Below are 17,114 nucleotides of genomic sequence, written 5' to 3' on the forward strand. Positions count from 1 at the left end.
GGCGAGTAATCAGCGGAGGAAGGGATCCACGGCCACCGCCACGAACAGCAGCGACACGTAGGTGATCGACCAGTGGAACAGACGCATCTCCTTGAGCTTCGCGCCCGTCACGCCCGCCTTGGCCCGCGCGTGCAGCGCGTGCGCCTCCCACAGCCACCAGCCGCCGGCCAGCAGCGCCACCGAGGTGTAGAACCAGCCGGTGTAGCCGAGCGGGGTCAGCAGCAGCGAGACGCCGACCATCACCCAGCTGTAGAGGACGATCTGCCGCGCCACGACCTTGTTGCCCGCGACGACGGGGAGCATCGGCACGCCGACGCGCGCGTAGTCGTCGGCCACCTTCATCGACAGCGGCCAGTAGTGCGGCGGCGTCCAGAAGAAGATGACGAGGAAGAGGATGACGGCGGCCCAGGAGACCTCGTTGCGGACCGCGGACCAGCCGATGAGCACCGGCAGGCAGCCCGCGATGCCGCCCCAGACGATGTTCTGGGTCGTGCGCCGCTTCAGCAGCATCGTGTAGACCACGACGTAGAAGAGGAGCGCGCCCAGCGACAGCGCCGCCGACAGCCAGTTGATCAGCAGGCCGAAGAACAGGGTCGACACCACACCGAGGGTGATGCCGAAGACCAGGCACTCCCGCGGGCTGACCATGCCGGTCACCAGCGGGCGCTGCGCGGTCCGGTCCATCAGCGCGTCGATGTCGCGGTCGATGTACATGTTCAGGGCGTTGGCGCCGCCCGCGGACAGGTAGCCGCCGACGCAGGTGGCCAGAACCAGCCACAGCGACGGCACGCCCTGCTCCGCCAGGAACATCACCGGCACTGTGGTGATCAGCAGAAGTTCGATGATCCGCGGCTTGGTCAATGCCACGAAAGCCATGACGCGGGTCCCGAACGGCCGGTGACCGGGGCTCGTCCCGAGCACCCCCGCTGGACGGGATTCGACGGCCGTCACGCACACCCCTGAGAGAGAATCCAGCAAGCTCCGACTCGGGCCGCCCAGAAGGTCGGCGCCCGGCTAAGGCTTGCGCGTACCACGCCACTCTAGACGTTGCCCTCACCCCGCCCTGCGCCGGGGTCGCTTCGTGTTGGGCCGATCGGACCGTGCGTACCTACGGGCGACGGCGCCCCCCGCGCACGCGTGGGCGGGTGAACGGCGACGGGCGGCACGGTGACGGACTGCCTGCACTCGAATAGCTGCACGCCGTTGCGGGGGTAGGCTCGGAATCGCCGGTGCACCGTTCGTCACCGGGATACAACATGTGGAGAGGAGCCCTGACCCACGGTGAGCACCAAGCCGACCACCACAGAGCTCGAGTGGACCGAACTGGACCAGCGGGCCGTCGACACCGCCCGCATCCTGGCCGCCGACGCGGTCCAGAAGGTCGGAAACGGCCACCCCGGTACGGCGATGAGCCTGGCCCCCGCCGCGTACACCCTCTTCCAGAAGGTGATGCGGCACGACCCGGCGGACCCCGAGTGGGTGGGCCGCGACCGTTTCGTGCTCTCCGCGGGGCACTCGTCCCTCACCCTGTACACCCAGCTGTACCTGGGCGGGTTCGGGCTCGAACTGGACGACCTGAAGGCGTTCCGCACCTGGGGCTCGAAGACCCCGGGCCACCCCGAGTACGGCCACACGACCGGCGTCGAGACCACCACCGGCCCCCTCGGCCAGGGTGTCGCCAACGCGGTGGGCATGGCCATGGCCGCCCGCTACGAGCGCGGTCTGTTCGACCCCGAGGCCGCCCCGGGCACGTCGCCGTTCGACCACATGGTCTACGCGATCGCCGGTGACGGCTGCCTCCAGGAGGGCATCTCCCACGAGGCCTCCGCCCTCGCCGGCCACCAGAAGCTCGGCAACCTCGTCCTCCTCTGGGACGACAACCACATCTCCATCGAGGGTGACACGGAGACGGCCGTCTCCGAGGACACCATGAAGCGCTACGAGGCCTACGGCTGGCACGTCCAGCGCGTCGAGCAACAGGAGAACGGCGACCTCGACCCGAAGGCCCTGTTCGCGGCGCTCCAGGCGGCCAAGGCCGTCACCGACCGCCCGTCCTTCATCGCGGCCCGCTCGATCATCGCCTGGCCCGCCCCGCACGCCCAGAACACCGAGGCCGCCCACGGCTCGGCGCTCGGCGACGACGAGGTCGCGGCCACCAAGCGCGTGCTCGGCTTCGACCCGGAGCAGACCTTCGAGGTCGCCGACGAGGTCATCGCCCACACCCGCAAGGCGCTGGACCGGGGCCGCGAGGCCAAGGCCGCCTGGGAGAAGGACTTCTCCGCCTGGCGCACCGCCAACCCGGAGCGCGCCGCCTCCTTCGACCGCATCAACGCCAACGAGCTGCCCGCGGGCTGGGAGGACGAACTCCCCTCCTTCGAGGCCGGCAAGGCCGTCGCGACCCGCGCCGCCTCCGGCAAGGTCCTCCAGGCGCTCGGCGCGGTCATCCCGGAGCTGTGGGGCGGCTCGGCCGACCTCGCCGGCTCCAACAACACCACCATCGACAAGGATTCCTCGTTCCTGCCGGTGGGCAACCCGCTGCCGGAGGCCGACCCGTACGGCCGCACCATCCACTTCGGCATCCGCGAGCACGCCATGGCCGCGGCCATGAACGGCATCGCCCTGCACGGCCACACCCGCATCTACGGCGGCACCTTCCTGGTGTTCTCCGACTACATGCGCAACGCCGTGCGCCTGTCCGCCCTGATGCACCTGCCGGTGACCTACGTGTGGACGCACGACTCCATCGGCCTCGGCGAGGACGGCCCGACCCACCAGCCGGTCGAGCACCTGGCCTCGCTGCGCGCCATCCCGGGCCTGACGATCGTCCGCCCGGCCGACGCGAACGAGACCGCGATCGCCTGGCGCGAGATCCTCAAGCGTCACACCAAGGTGTTCGGCAAGGGCACCCCGCACGGTCTGGCCCTCACCCGTCAGGGCGTGCCGACGTACGAGGCCGACGAGAACACCGTCAAGGGCGGCTACGTGCGCTTCGAGGCGGAGGGCGGCGACGCCCAGGTCGTCCTCATCGGCACCGGTTCCGAGGTGCACGTGGCCGTCGAGGCGCGCGAGCAGCTCCAGGCCGCCGGCATCCCGACCCGCGTGGTCTCGATGCCGTCCGTCGAGTGGTTCGAGGAGCAGGACCAGGCGTACAAGGACAGCGTCCTGCCGCCCTCCGTCAAGGCCCGGGTCGCGGTCGAGGCGGGCATCGGCCTGACCTGGCACCGCTACGTCGGTGACGCGGGCCGGATCGTGTCGCTGGAGCACTTCGGTGCCTCGGCCGACGCGAAGGTGCTGTTCCGCGAGTTCGGGTTCACGCCGGAGGCCGTCGCCGCCGCCGCCCGCGACTCCCTCGCCGCCGCCGCGCGCTGACGCCCGTACTACACCAGTAGGAGATGCAATTCCCATGACAGACGCACTCAAGCGCCTCTCCGACGAAGGCGTGGCGATCTGGCTGGACGACCTGTCCCGCAAGCGCATCACGTCCGGCAACCTGGCCGAGCTCATCGACCAGTCGCACGTGGTCGGTGTCACCACCAACCCGGCGATCTTCCAGAAGGCGATCAGCGGCGGCGAGGGCTACGAGCAGCAGCTCACCGACCTCGCGACCCGCAAGGTCACCGTGGACGAGGCGCTGCGCATGATCACGACGGCGGACGTCAGGGACGCCGCCGACATCCTGCGCCCCGTCTACGACCGCACCGACGGCCAGGACGGCCGCGTCTCGATCGAGGTCGACCCCCGTCTGGCCCACAACACCGCGGCGACGATCGCCGAGGCCAAGCAGCTCGCGTGGCTGGTGGACCGGCCGAACACGCTCATCAAGATCCCGGCGACGAAGGCCGGCCTGCCGGCGATCACCGAGGTCATCGGCAAGGGCATCAGCGTCAACGTCACGCTGATCTTCTCGCTGGAGCGCTACCGCGAGGTCATGGACGCCTACCTGGCGGGCCTGGAGAAGGCCAAGGCCGCAGGCCTGGACCTCTCCCTGATCCACTCGGTCGCGTCCTTCTTCGTGTCCCGCGTGGACAGCGAGATCGACAAGCGCCTGGACGCCGTCGGCACCGACGAGGCGAAGGCCCTCAAGGGCAAGGCGGCGCTCGCCAACGCCCGTCTGGCCTACGAGGCCTACGAGGAGGTCTTCTCCTCGGACCGCTGGACCGCCCTGGAGCGCGCCGGAGCCAACAAGCAGCGCGCGCTGTGGGCCTCGACGGGCGTCAAGGACCCGGCGTACAAGGACACCCTGTACGTGGACGACCTGGTCGCCCCGAACACGGTGAACACCATGCCGGAGGCCACCCTGGAGGCCACCGCGGACCACGGCCGGATCACGGGTGACACCGTGCGCGGCACCTACGAGCAGGCCCGCGCCGAGCTCGACGCGGTCGCGAAGCTGGGCATCTCGTACGACGATGTGGTTCAGCTGCTGGAAGACGAGGGCGTCGAGAAGTTCGAGGCGTCCTGGAACGACCTGCTGAAGTCGACCGAGGCGGAGCTGCAGCGCCTCGCCCCCACGGAGGCCTGACCACTTTGTCTGTAAACGGAGCGAACCCGCTTCGTGACGCACAGGACCGGCGGCTCCCGCGTATCGCGGGGCCGTCCGGCCTGGTCATTTTCGGCGTTACGGGTGACCTGTCGCGCAAGAAGCTGATGCCTGCCGTCTACGACCTGGCCAACCGCGGCCTGCTCCCCCCGGGCTTCTCGCTGATCGGGTTCGCCCGCCGCGAGTGGGAGCACGAGGACTTCGCCCAGGAGGTGTACGAGGCGGTCAAGGAGCACTCGCGCACCCCCTTCCGTGAGGAGGTCTGGGCGCAGCTGGTGCAGGGCTGCCGGTTCGTGCAGGGCGACTTCGACGACGACGCCGCCTTCGAGACCCTGAAGGCGACGATCGAGGACCTGGACAAGGCGCAGGGCACGGGCGGCAACTTCGCCTTCTACCTGTCCGTCCCGCCCAAGTTCTTCCCCAAGGTGGTCCAGCAGCTCAAGGACCACGGCCTGGCCCAGAAGGAGGGCTCCTGGCGGCGCGCCGTCATCGAGAAGCCCTTCGGCCACGACCTGAAGAGCGCCGAGGAGCTCAACAAGGTCGTCCACGAGGTCTTCCCCCGTGACGAGGTCTTCCGCATCGACCACTACCTCGGCAAGGAGACCGTCCAGAACATCCTGGCGCTCCGCTTCGCGAACACGATGTTCGAGCCGATCTGGAACCGGTCGTACGTCGACCACGTGCAGATCACCATGGCCGAGGACATCGGCATCGGCGGCCGGGCCGGCTACTACGACGGCATCGGCGCCGCCCGCGACGTCATCCAGAACCACCTGCTCCAGCTGCTCGCGCTGACGGCGATGGAGGAGCCCGGCTCCTTCCACCCCAAGGCGCTGGTGGCCGAGAAGCTCAAGGTGCTGACCGCGGTGGAGCTGCCCGAGGACCTGGGCAAGCACACCGTGCGCGGCCAGTACTCGGCGGCATGGCAGGGCGGCGAGAAGGTCGTCGGCTACCTCGAAGAGGACGGCATCGACCCCAAGTCGAAGACCGACACCTACGCGGCCGTCCGTCTGGAGATCAACAACCGCCGCTGGGCGGGCGTCCCCTTCTACCTGCGGACCGGCAAGCGCCTGGGCCGCCGGGTGACGGAGATCGCGGTGGTCTTCAAGCGGGCCCCGTACCTGCCGTTCGAGTCGGGCGCGACCGAGGAGCTGGGGCAGAACGCCCTGGTCATCCGGGTGCAGCCGGACGAGGGCGTCACGGTCCGCTTCGGCTCCAAGGTCCCGGGCACCTCCATGGAGGTCCGGGACGTCACGATGGACTTCGCCTACGGCGAGTCCTTCACGGAGTCGAGCCCCGAGGCGTACGAGCGGCTCATCCTCGACGTGCTCCTCGGCGACGCGAACCTCTTCCCCCGCCACCAGGAGGTCGAGCTGTCCTGGAACATCCTCGACCCGATCGAGGAGTACTGGGACAAGCACGGCAAGCCCGCGCAGTACCCGGCGGGAACCTGGGGGCCGGTCGAGGCGGACGAGATGCTCGCACGAGACGGACGGAGCTGGCGCCGGCCATGAAGATCGACCTCACGGAGACCAACTCCAGCAAGATCAATGCCGCGATGGTGCAGGCACGCCGGGACATCGGCACGCCGGCCGTGGGCATGGTCCTCACGCTGGTGATCGTGACCGACGAGGAGAACGCGTACGACGCGCTCAAGTCGGCGAACGACGCGTCCCACGAACACCCCTCGCGGATCGTCGTCGTCATCAAGCGGGCCAGCCGCTCCCCACGCAGCCGCCGTGACGCCCGGCTCGACGCGGAAGTCCGCGTCGGGGCGGACGCCGGCAGCGGTGAGACGGTCGTGCTCCGCCTTCACGGCGAACTGGTCGACCACGCCCAGTCGGTGGTTCTCCCGCTGCTCCTCCCGGACGCCCCCGTGGTCGTCTGGTGGCCGGACGGTGCCCCGACGGACCTGGCGGGCGACCCGCTGGGCGCGCTGGGGCAGCGCAGGATCACGGACACCTACTCCTGCGAGGACCCCGTGGGGACGCTCGGCGCCCGGGCGGGCGCCTACGCCCCCGGTGACACGGACCTGTCCTGGACCCGGATCACCCCGTGGCGTTCCATGCTGGCCGCGGCACTGGACCAGCAGGCCCTGGGCGTCGTCTCGGCGACCGTCGAGGGCGAGGCCGACAACCCGAGCTGCGAGCTGCTGGCGATGTGGCTGGCCGACCGGCTCCAGGTCCCGGTCCGGCGCACGCTGTCGGCGGGTCCGGGCCTGACGGCCGTACGTCTGTCGACCAAGGACGGCGACATCGTCCTGAACCGCGCGGACGGCGGCCTGGCGACGCTGTGCATGCCGGGGCAGCCCGACCGGAACGTGGCGCTCAAGCGCCGTGACACGGCCGAGCTGCTGGCGGAGGAGCTGCGCCGGCTGGACCCGGACAACACGTACGAGGCCTCGCTGAAGTACGGCGTGTCCCAGCTGGCGGCGGCCTCCTCGAAGCCGGAGGCCGAAGCTCCGGCCACGGATGAGGCGGTCGCTCCGGCCAAGGCCGAGCCTTCGAAGCCGGCCGCCAAGCCGTCGAAGAAGACCCCGGCCAAGTAACCACCCGCTGCGCGGAGCTTCTCCCCGCCCTTTCGCCGGGTCCGGGCGGGGACGGGCTCCGCGCAGCGGCATGCGCACCCCCGGAACTCCACAGAAGGCGGCAGCACATGGGTATGACGACTCCCCAGGTCGTCGTCCACCGGGACAAGGAGCTGATGGCGCAGGCCACGGCCGCCCGGCTCATCACGAAGATCGTGGACGCGCAGGCGGCCCGCGGCACCGCGTCCGTGGTGCTCACCGGCGGACGCAACGGCAACGGCCTGCTCGCCGCGCTCGCCGCGGCCCCGGCCCGCGACGCGGTCGACTGGCAGCGGCTCGACCTGTGGTGGGGCGACGAGCGCTACGTGCCCGCCGACGACCCCGAGCGCAACCACACCCAGGCCCGTGAGGCCCTGCTCGACTCCGTCCCGGTGGACTCGGCGCGCGTCCACGTGATGCCGGCCTCGGACGGCCCGTACGGGGCCGACGTGGACGCGGCCGCGGCGGCCTACGCGGCCGAGCTCGCGGCGGCGGCGGGTCCGGAGGACCACGGGCCGGTGCCCCGGTTCGACGTGCTGATGCTGGGCGTAGGCCCGGACACGCACGTGGCCTCGCTCTTCCCCGAGCACCCGGCGGCCCGCGAGACCGAGCGGACGGTGGTCGGCGTCCACGGGGCCCCGAAGCCCCCGCCCACCCGGGTCTCGCTGACGCTTCCGGCGATCCGCGCGGCCCGCGAGGTCTGGCTGCTGGCGGCCGGCGAGGACAAGGCCGGGGCGGTCTCCATCGCCCTCGGCGGGGCGGGCGGGGTGCAGGCCCCGGCCGCCGAGGCCTACGGGCGCTCGCGGACCCTGTGGCTGCTGGACCGGGCCGCCGCGGCCAAGCTCCCGGCCGGGATGTATCCGCCGGTCTCCTCCTGACGACACGCACCCCCACGTACGCGAAGGGCCCGCTCTCCCGGAGAGAGCGGGCCCTTCGCGTACGTGACGTACGTGACGTACGTGCCGGTCAGCCGCGGCCGCGCAGCGTCCGGTAGGTGGCCACGAGGGCCTTGGTGGAGGCGTCCAGGCCGGGGACGTCGGCACCCTCGGTCAGGGCGGGCTCGACGCGCTTGGCGAGGACCTTGCCGAGCTCGACGCCCCACTGGTCGAAGGAGTCGATGTTCCACACGGCACCCTGGACGAACACCTTGTGCTCGTAGAGGGCGATCAGCTGACCGAGCACGCCCGGGGTGAGCTCGGGGGCCAGGATGGTAGTCGTCGGGTGGTTGCCGTGGAAGGTCTTGTGCGGGACCAGCGGCTCCGGGACCCCCTCGGCGCGCACCTCGTCGGCGGTCTTGCCGAAGGCCAGGGCCTGGGTCTGCGCGAAGAAGTTCGCCATCAGCAGGTCGTGCTGGGCGGCCGGGGCGGCCTCCAGCTCCGCGACCGGGCGGGCGAAGCCGATGAAGTCGGCGGGGATCACCTTGGTCCCCTGGTGGATGAGCTGGTAGTAGGCGTGCTGCCCGTTGGTGCCGGGGGTGCCCCAGACCACCGGGCCGGTCTGCCAGTCCACCGGATGGCCGTCGCGGTCCACGGACTTGCCGTTGGACTCCATGTCCAGCTGCTGCAAGTACGCGGTGAAGCGCGAGAGGTAGTGGCTGTACGGGAGCACCGCGTGCGACTGGGCGTCGAAGAAGGCCCCGTACCAGATCCCCAACAGGCCCATCAGGAAGGGGGCGTTCTCCTCCGCGGGGGCGGTGCGGAAGTGCTCGTCCATCAGGTGGAAGCCTGCGAGCAGCTCGCGGAAGGCGTCCGGGCCGATCGCGATCATCAGCGACAGGCCGATGGCGGAGTCGAAGGAGTAGCGGCCGCCGACCCAGTCCCAGAACTCGAACATGTTGGCCGGGTCGATGCCGAACGCGGTGACCTTCTCGGCGTTGGTCGAGAGGGCCACGAAGTGCCGGGCCACGGCCGCACTGTCGCCGCCCAGGCCGGCCAGCAGCCAGCCGCGCGCCGACGTCGCGTTGGTGATGGTCTCGATGGTGGTGAAGGTCTTGGAGGCGATGATGAACAGCGTCTCGGCCGGGTCCAGGTCCCGTACGGCCTCGTGCAGGTCCGCGCCGTCGACGTTGGAGACGAAGCGGACGGTCAGGCCGCGGTCGGCGAAGGCGCGCAGCGCCTCGTAGGCCATGGCCGGACCGAGGTCGGAGCCGCCGATGCCGATGTTGACGACGTTCCTGATGCGCTTGCCGGTGTGGCCCGTCCACTCCCCCGACCGGATGCGGTCGGAGAAGTCCGCCATCTTGTCCAGGACCTCGTGCACGTGGGGGACGACGTTCTCGCCGTCCACCTCGACGACGGCGCCCCTGGGGGCGCGCAGTGCGGTGTGCAGGACGGCCCGGTCCTCGGTGGTGTTGATCTTCTCGCCGCGGAACATGGCGTCGCGCAGCGCGGCCACGCCCGTGGCCGCGGCCAGCTCGCGCAGCAGTGCGAGCGTCTCGTCGGTCACGAGGTGCTTCGCGTAGTCGATGTGCAGGTCGCCGACCCGCAGGGTGTATCCGGCTCCCCGGCCGGGGTTCTCCTCGAAGAGCTCCCGCAGGTGCGTCTGCCCGAACTCCTCCCGGTGCTTGCCGAGTGCCAGCCACTCCGGCGTCCGGTTGAGCTTCGCCCTGCTCTCTGCGTTCATCTCGGACATCAACCCGTTTCTTCCGTCCTGTCGTGCCCCGCCGTGCTCCAACCTAAGGGATCACAAGCGGGACAACACACACAAAGAGGCCCGGTCGCGCAGGAGATGTTCCTGCGCGACCGGGCCTCACGTCCTTCACGCCCCCGGCGTCAGATCTCGCCCCGGAGCTTGGCGAGGGCCTCGGCGAGGATCGCCTCGCCGTCGGCGTCCGAGCGCCGCTCACGGACGTACGCCAGGTGCGTCTTGTACGGTTCGGTGCGCGGCGGCGCGGGCGGGTTGTCCCGGTCCTGGCCTGCCGGGAACCCGCAGCGCGGGCAGTCCCAGGTGTCCGGCACCTGCGCGTCGCTGGCGAAGCTCGGCTGGGTCTCGTGCCCGTTCGAGCACCAGAAGGAGATGCGCAGGCGGGGCGCGGATTCGCCGCGCTCCGCCTCACCCATCGGGCCCGCTCCGACCCGGCTACCACGGATCGCGTTGCCACTTGCCACGGTCGTAACTCCCTGCGTGATGGTGCCGCGGAGCGTGAGTGGAAATTCCGCCGCGGAGCGCCCAAGTCTACGTAAGGCCCAACGCACGTCCAGTGACCGGAGTTACTGATTCCAGGTCATGGACGCAGGACCTCATGATAGGCCTGGCGGTATCGACCGGACTGCCGGAATGGCGAGATCCGTCAGCTGCTCGACTTCATCAGGAGGCCGAGCGCGACGATGCAGGCGAACCAGAGCAGACCCACGACGACGGTGATGCGGTCCAGGTTCCGCTCCGCGACGGAGGAACCGCCGACCGACGACTGCATACCGCCACCGAACATGTCGGAGAGGCCGCCGCCCTTGCCCTTGTGCATCAGCACGAGCAGCATCAGCAGGGCGCTGAAGACGATCAGGGCGATCGAGAACCCCATAATCACGGCTGATTCCTACTTTCTGGCGTTTCAGGCTTTCCGGCTTTGCGGGATGTGCGCGGGGGCCAGCGGCTGGTGGTTCAGCCTCTGGCCCCCGCAAGGGTACGACGGATCGGTCCTACCGCATACTCACTGGTCGCGGAAGCGGACGATCTTGACGAACTCGTCCACGTCGAGCGCCGCGCCGCCGATCAGGGCGCCGTCCACGTCGGGCTGGGCCATGATCGCCGCGATGTTGCCGGACTTCACGGAGCCGCCGTACTGGATGCGGACCTTGTCGGCCAGCTCCTGGGAGTACAGCTCGGCCAGCCGGCCGCGGATCGCCCCGCAGACTTCCTGGGCGTCCTCGGGGGTGGCGACCTCACCGGTGCCGATGGCCCAGACGGGCTCGTAGGCGATCACGATGGACTCGACCTGCTCGGCCGGGACGTCCTTCAGGCCGCCGTCGACCTGGGCGAGGGTGTGCGGGACCTGCTGTCCGGCCTTGCGGACGTCCAGGCCCTCGCCGACGCACAGGATCGGGGTGATCCCGTGCTTGTACGCGGCCTTGACCTTGGCGTTGCAGATCTCGTCGTCCTCGCCGTGGTACTGGCGGCGCTCGCTGTGGCCGACGGCCACGTACGTGCACTTCAGCTTCGCCAGCATCGGGCCGGAGATCTCGCCGGTGTAGGCACCGGAGTCGTGCGCCGAGACGTCCTGGGCGCCGTACTTGATCTTCAGCTTGTCGCCGTCGACCAGGGTCTGGACCGAGCGCAGGTCGACGAAGGGCGGCAGGACCGCGACCTCGACGGCGTCGTAGTCCTTGTCGGCGAGCGCGAACGCGAGCTTCTGGACGTGGGCGATGGCCTCGAGGTGGTTGAGGTTCATCTTCCAGTTGCCCGCCATGAGCGGGGTGCGGGTGGTCATGCGGTTCAGCCCTCCAGGGCGGCGAGGCCGGGGAGCGTCTTGCCCTCGAGGTATTCGAGGGAGGCGCCGCCGCCGGTGGAAATGTGGCCGAAAGCGTTCTCGTCGAAGCCCAGGGTGCGGACCGCGGCGGCGCTGTCGCCGCCGCCCACGACGGTGAAGGCGTCGCTGTCGACGAGGGCCTGCGCGATCGCGCGGGTGCCTCCGGCGTAGTCGGGGTGCTCGAAGACGCCCAGGGGACCGTTCCAGAAGACGGTCTCCGCGTCGGCGATCTTCGACGCGTACAGCTCGCGGGTCTTCGGACCGATGTCCAGACCCTCCTTGTCGGCGGGGATCCCGTCCGCGTCGACGACGGTGAAGTCGGCCGGGGCCTTGGTCTTCAGGTCGGGGAACTCGGCCGAGGCCAGGATGTCCACCGGCAGGACCAGCTCCACGCCGTTGGCCTCGGCGCGGGCCATGTACTCCTTGACGACGTCGACCTGGTCCTTCTGGAGCAGGGAGATGCCGACCTCGTAGCCCTTGGCGTAGAGGAAGGTGTAGGCCATGCCGCCGCCGATGAGCAGGCGGTCGGCCTTGCCGAGCAGCTCGTCGATGACGGCGAGCTTGTCGGAGACCTTGGCGCCGCCGAGGACGACGACGTAGGGGCGCTTGACCTCGTCGGTCAGCTTCTTCAGGACGCCGACCTCGGTGGCGATCAGGTAGCCGGCCGCGTGGGGCAGGCGCCCAGGCAGGTCGAAGACCGAGGCGTGCTTGCGGTGGACGGCGCCGAAGCCGTCGCCGACGTAGAGGTCGGCGAGCTCCGCCAGCTGCTCGGCGAAGGCGCCGCGCTCGGCGTCGTCCTTCGAGGTCTCGCCGGCGTTGAAGCGGAGGTTCTCGATGACGGCCACACGGCCGTCGGTGAGGGCGCCGACGGTCTCCTTGGCGGAGGAACCGACGGTGTCGGTGGCGAACGCGACCTCCGCGCCGAGCAGTTCACCGAGTCGCGCGGCGGCGGGCGCCAGGGAGAAGGCCGGGTCCGGGGCGCCCTTGGGGCGGCCGAGGTGCGAGGCCACGACGACGCGGGCGCCGGACTCGGCGAGCTTCGCGATCGTGGGCAGGACGGCGCGGATGCGGCCGTCGTCGGTGATGGTGCCCTCGGCGAGCGGGACGTTGAGGTCCGCGCGGACGAAGACCCGCTTGCCCTTGACGCCTTCGGCGAGCAGTTCGTCGATCGTCTTCATGTGTTTCTGACTCCTTTGGGCGCCCGTGTCGGGGGCGAAGAACGACTGGCAAGCTACAGGGTCCGGTCCGCGCATCGTCGCGCGGCCCGGACCCTGTGCTTCACATCGTGGTGTCAGCCCTGGAAACTCAGAGCCGGCCGCCGACGAAGACCGTGAGGTCCACGAGACGGTTCGAGTAGCCCCACTCGTTGTCGTACCAGCCGACGACCTTGACCTGCTTGCCCTGGACCATGGTCAGGGAGGAGTCGAAGGTGCAGGACGCCGGCCAGTTCACGATGTCGGAGGAGACGATCGCGTCCTCGGTGTAGTCGAGGATGCCCCGCAGCTGGCCCTCCGCGGCCTTCTGGAAGGCGGCGTTGATCTCGTCGCGGGTGACCTCGCGGTCGAGCTCCAGGACGAGGTCGGTGACCGAGCCGGTGGGGACCGGGACGCGCATCGCGATGCCGTCCAGCTTGCCCTTCAGCTGCGGGAGGACCAGCGCGGTGGCCTTGGCGGCACCGGTGGACGTCGGGATGATGTTCTCGGCGGCGGCGCGGGCGCGGCGCAGGTCCGAGTGCGGGAAGTCCAGGATGCGCTGGTCGTTCGTGTACGCGTGGACCGTCGTCATCATGCCCTTGACGATGCCGAAGTTCTCGTCGAGGACCTTGGCCATCGGCGCCACGCAGTTCGTGGTGCAGGACGCGTTGGAGATGACGTGGTGCGCGGCCGCGTCGTACTTGTCGTGGTTGACGCCCATCACGATGGTGATGTCCTCGTCCTTGGCCGGGGCCGAGATGAGGACCTTCTTCGCGCCGGCCGCGAGGTGCTTGGCGGCGTCGGCCTTCTTCGTGAAGATGCCGGTCGACTCGATGACGATGTCGGCGCCCAGCTCGCCCCAGGGGAGGTTGGCGGGGTCGCGCTCGGCGAAGGTCTTGAAGGTGTTGCCGCCGACGGTGATGGTGTCGTCGGTGTGGGAGACCTCGGCCTTGAGGCGGCCCAGGATGGTGTCGTACTTGAGAAGGTGCACCAGGGTGGCGTTGTCAGTCAGGTCGTTGACACCGACGATCTCGATGTCCGCTCCCTGCTCCAGGAGCGCCCGGAAGTAGTTGCGACCAATTCGGCCAAAACCATTGATGCCTACGCGGATCGTCACGAACCGATCTCCTCGTTGGTGCGCCGGTAAGAGCGCCGGCGAGCTGAAATGGGATGTCCCCGACCGCTTACGACCCTACCTCTCCGTGAGCTTTTGGGTCACATCGGTCGGGGCCTGACACTCCCCCCGCTTCACGGGGGTACCCGCGCCGGGGCCGCGTACCGGACGCTCCGGCACGGGCCCCGGGGCCCCGGTCCCGGTCACTCAGGGTGAGCGCCGGAGGGGTCGTCGATCAGCGGTCGAGCGCCCGGAGCGCCTTACCGACGAGTACCGCGCGGTCCTTCGCCGCGGGCAGGTGTTCCAGGCCGAATCCGAGGAGCACGGTGTCACGCGTGGTCACGGAGGCGTAGGAACGGAAGAGCTCCCCGGTGCGCGACCAGTCGCCCGCGACCTCGGGGCTCCCGGCCGGTGCGCCCCCGGCCGCCCAGGCCCCGAGGGAGGTCTCGAAGCCCTCGACGGCCTGCTCCCCCGCGGTCGTCGCGAGCCGGACCTCGTCCGCGAAGACGCCGCGGCCGCCCGAGCCGGGGTCGGTGATGGAGGACAGCGAGAGCTCCACGGACCTGCCCGCGTACGCGCTCAGGTCGAAGGAGACCTGCTTCCAGCCGCCGGAGGACCCGGTGAAGGTGTTCCACCGCCCGCTGGTGCCCTGCGCGGTGCAGCCGCCGGCGTCCAGGGTCAGGTAATGGCGCAGGAACGGGTGGCCGTTGACGAAGAACCCGGCCTCGCACTCCTCCGGGACGGCCGCGCTGCTCAGGCCGCCCGCCTCGGGCAGCATGGTCCAGTCCTCGCCGCCCGCGGTACGGGCCTCCAGCGCGGCGTGGTCGTAGCCCTCCTCGGTGTTCCAGTTGAGGGCGAGCTTCAGCTGCGGCTTGTCGCCCGCGGTGACGCCGGTGAGGTCGACGGTGCGCACCAGCCGCTTCCAGTCGCTGTCGGTGTGCAGCGCGGACGCCATCCCGGTGCCGGCGTAGGGGGCGTACGGGTTGGTGATGCCGGTGTACTGGCCCGCCTGCGCGCTCTTGAACTGCGGGAACTGCGCGGGGGCCAGGGTGTCGGAGGTCACCGTGTAGGCGCCGGGGGCGTTCAGCGGGTTGCCGGCCGCGTCGCCGAGGCCGCCGCCCGCGCCGTTCAGGGCGCCGGCGCCGGCGAAGCCGGTGGCACCGGGGGTGCTCGTACGGCCGTAGGCACCGAGCCAGTACTGGCTGAAGTCGTTGGTCACGGCGCGGCCGACCTGGGCGTTGCCGCCGGCCAGCTCGCCGGCCTCGACCAGCCGGCCGCCCTCGTTGAGGAAGTCGCGGATCGCCGACTGCGTGTCCCCGCCCGGGGACTTGGCCCCGGTGTAGTGGACGGCCGCACCGAAGTGGGACAGGACCCCGAGGTGGTGCGGGACGCCCTGGACGGCGACGTCCCAGACCGCGGCCGAGCGGCCGCCCGCGCGCAGCGCGTCGACGTACTTCTGGGCGTGCTGGGCGGCGGCCCCCTCCTCGGCGATCACCAGGACGTCGGCGCGCGGCCGCTCGGCCACCGTGTACGTGAAGTGCTCGCTGGAGACCTGCCTGCCGGAGCCGTCGCGGCCGGTGAACCAGACCTCGACCCTGTCGCCGGGCCGGGCGCCCTCGACCTCGGCGCGGTACTCGTCGAACCAGTTGTTGTCCTCGCCGCCGTAGACCTCCCCGCCCTTCCAGGCCTTCAGGTCCTCGTCGTGCGTGCGGCCGCCGTTGATCCGGTAGTTGAGCTCCTTGTCCTTCAGCGCCTTGCGGGCCGTGACGGCGACCTCCTGGTCCTGGCCGCGGGCCGCGTAGGAGGTGGTGAAGGGGTCCGTGGTGAAGTCGGCCGCGCTCAGGCCGACGGAGGAGACCGGGCGGTCCGGGCGGGCGGCGCTCTCGCCGACCGCGAGGGCGAAGGGGACGTTCTTGGCGAACTCCGCCTGGATGAGCTTCTCGTCGTCGGGGAAGTTGAAGCCGGAGGCACAGTCCTCGGGCTTCCACCGGTCGTCCGGGTCGATCGCCGAGGCGGTCTGGCAGGTGGTCATCTCCGGCGTGAACATCATGATGCCGTTGACGTTGGCGCCGTGGCCGTCGGCCTCGCCGTTGGTGGTGTAGAGCTCCGAGGACACCTGCGGGTAGTAGCCCGGGACCGCGGGGTTCTCGGGGGTGCCGGCGAGGGCCTTGTAGGCGATGTCGTCGGGCGTGGGGGTGGCCACCTGCCAGCCGACGCCGTAGAGGATCAGCTCGGCGGCGGAGTGGTAGTTGATGGCGTAGTCGAAGCCGATGCGCTTCTCGAAGGCGTCGAGGGCGACGGTCTCGGGCTCGGAGGACGCGGTGGGGCCGCGGTAGGTCTCGCTCGCCGGGTCGGGCGAGGAGCCCTCGTTGTCGTAGCCCCACTTGTAGGCGAAGTTGCGGTTGAGGTCCACGCCGTCGCCGGCGGTGATCTTCCCGTCGCCGTTGGTGTCGCGCAGGTTCTTGCGCCACAGCCGACGGCCCTCGGCGGCGTGCGTGAAGTCGTAGCCGTCGGGGTTGGCGGAGAGCAGGAACCACAGCTCGCTGGAGTCCACGAGCTTCGTGATCCGCTGGTCCTTGCCGTAGTTGTCGAGGGTGTGGTGCATCAGCCGCCGGGTCATCTCGGGGGTGATCCACTCACGGGCGTGCTGGTTGGACATGTAGAGCACGGAGGGCTTGGAGCCGTCCCTGGTCCTCTTCGCGTTCTTGCTGACCTTGAGGGCGAGGATGTCCTTGCCCTGGACGGTCTTGCCGATGGAGACGACCTTGGTGAGCGCCGGGTTCTCCCGGGCGGTGCGCAGGATCTCCTCCTGGAGGCCGCCCTTGCCGCTGTACGGGCGGAAGACGCCGTCCCCGGCGGCCTCGGCGCGGGCGCGTCCCCGGTCGGCCGGCTTCCGCTCGGCGAGCTCGATCCCCTGGGCGGTGAGACCGGCCGCCTGGCCGGCGGTGAGGTAGAGCTCGACGTGGGCGGTGCCGGTCTCCGGGGCGCGTTCGGCGAGCTCGTGGGCGTCCTGGCCGGCGGCGAGGACGAGCGGGACCTGTTCCCGGGTGATGTCGGCGTCGTAGACGCGTACCTCGTCGGCGCCGGACGCGGCGCCGGGAGCGGGCTGGGCCTGGGCGGCCGCGGGCAACGCGGCGAGTGTGGTTCCGAAGACGAGTGCGCTTGCGGCGAGGATGACTCTCGCGCGGTGACTCATGTGCCCCCCTGGGCGTCGTCTGCCACGAAAGGTTCGGACG

13 protein-coding genes are annotated in these 17,114 nt (G+C 70.4%); 5 read left to right on the plus strand and 8 right to left on the minus strand.

Going from position 1 to position 17,114, the window contains the following annotated elements:
• Positions 1 to 9 precede the first annotated feature (9 nt).
• Positions 10 to 957 carry a heme o synthase gene (locus ACPU2J_RS08665; protein ID WP_420082472.1) on the minus strand — a complete coding sequence of 316 codons (948 nt, stop codon included), beginning with the start codon at positions 955 to 957 and terminating at the stop codon, positions 10 to 12.
• A gap of 324 nt (positions 958 to 1,281) precedes the next feature.
• On the opposite strand from ACPU2J_RS08665, the gene tkt reads away from it, so the two are divergent.
• The 5 genes from tkt to pgl all read left to right on the plus strand — a co-directional run bounded on the left by tkt (position 1,282) and on the right by pgl (position 7,984).
• Positions 1,282 to 3,369: a transketolase gene (gene tkt / locus ACPU2J_RS08670; RefSeq protein ID WP_365074132.1), complete on the plus strand. Its 2,088-nt coding sequence runs from the start codon at positions 1,282 to 1,284 to the stop codon at positions 3,367 to 3,369.
• 34 nt (positions 3,370 to 3,403) lie between these two features.
• On the plus strand, positions 3,404 to 4,522 hold the full coding sequence (tal, locus tag ACPU2J_RS08675) for a transaldolase (protein ID WP_365074135.1): 1,119 nt from the start codon (positions 3,404 to 3,406) through the stop codon (positions 4,520 to 4,522).
• Between the two features lie 5 nt (positions 4,523 to 4,527).
• On the plus strand, positions 4,528 to 6,054 hold the full coding sequence (gene zwf / locus ACPU2J_RS08680; RefSeq protein ID WP_420081161.1) for a glucose-6-phosphate dehydrogenase: 1,527 nt from the start codon (positions 4,528 to 4,530) through the stop codon (positions 6,052 to 6,054).
• The gene (gene opcA, locus ACPU2J_RS08685; RefSeq protein ID WP_420081160.1) at positions 6,051 to 7,088 is read left to right on the plus strand and encodes a glucose-6-phosphate dehydrogenase assembly protein OpcA; all 1,038 of its coding nucleotides are present in this window, start codon (positions 6,051 to 6,053) and stop codon (positions 7,086 to 7,088) included. The genes zwf and opcA overlap by 4 nt, the downstream gene beginning before the upstream one ends.
• A 113-nt stretch (positions 7,089 to 7,201) precedes the next feature.
• Positions 7,202 to 7,984 carry a 6-phosphogluconolactonase gene (gene pgl / locus ACPU2J_RS08690; protein WP_420081159.1) on the plus strand — a complete coding sequence of 261 codons (783 nt, stop codon included), beginning with the start codon at positions 7,202 to 7,204 and terminating at the stop codon, positions 7,982 to 7,984.
• 88 nt (positions 7,985 to 8,072) lie between these two features.
• On the opposite strand, the gene pgi is transcribed toward pgl, so the two are convergent.
• From pgi to ACPU2J_RS08725, 7 genes are all read right to left on the minus strand, one after another.
• On the minus strand, positions 8,073 to 9,728 hold the full coding sequence (gene pgi / locus ACPU2J_RS08695; protein ID WP_420082471.1) for a glucose-6-phosphate isomerase: 1,656 nt from the start codon (positions 9,726 to 9,728) through the stop codon (positions 8,073 to 8,075).
• Between the two features lie 149 nt (positions 9,729 to 9,877).
• Positions 9,878 to 10,213, minus strand: coding sequence for an RNA polymerase-binding protein RbpA (locus tag ACPU2J_RS08700; RefSeq protein WP_010352468.1), 336 nt, complete (start codon positions 10,211 to 10,213; stop codon positions 9,878 to 9,880).
• 182 nt (positions 10,214 to 10,395) lie between these two features.
• Entirely contained in the window at positions 10,396 to 10,626 is a 231-nt protein-coding gene (gene secG / locus ACPU2J_RS08705; protein WP_030388924.1) for a preprotein translocase subunit SecG, read from the minus strand.
• Positions 10,627 to 10,755: 129 nt separating this feature from the next.
• Positions 10,756 to 11,532, minus strand: a complete 777-nt coding sequence (gene tpiA / locus ACPU2J_RS08710) for a triose-phosphate isomerase (RefSeq protein WP_361591852.1) — start codon at positions 11,530 to 11,532, stop codon at positions 10,756 to 10,758.
• A gap of 5 nt (positions 11,533 to 11,537) precedes the next feature.
• Complete coding sequence (locus ACPU2J_RS08715) at positions 11,538 to 12,749, minus strand: phosphoglycerate kinase (RefSeq protein WP_423833035.1); 1,212 nt, start codon at positions 12,747 to 12,749, stop codon at positions 11,538 to 11,540.
• 127 nt (positions 12,750 to 12,876) lie between these two features.
• Positions 12,877 to 13,881, minus strand: a complete 1,005-nt coding sequence (gene gap, locus ACPU2J_RS08720) for a type I glyceraldehyde-3-phosphate dehydrogenase (RefSeq protein WP_391346984.1) — start codon at positions 13,879 to 13,881, stop codon at positions 12,877 to 12,879.
• A gap of 232 nt (positions 13,882 to 14,113) precedes the next feature.
• Entirely contained in the window at positions 14,114 to 17,074 is a 2,961-nt protein-coding gene (locus ACPU2J_RS08725; protein ID WP_423833036.1) for a M14 family zinc carboxypeptidase, read from the minus strand.
• Positions 17,075 to 17,114: the final 40 nt, after the last annotated feature.

The sequence above is a fragment of the Streptomyces manipurensis genome (assembly GCF_049570255.1).
Classification (GTDB): Bacteria; Actinomycetota; Actinomycetes; order Streptomycetales; family Streptomycetaceae; genus Streptomyces; species Streptomyces manipurensis.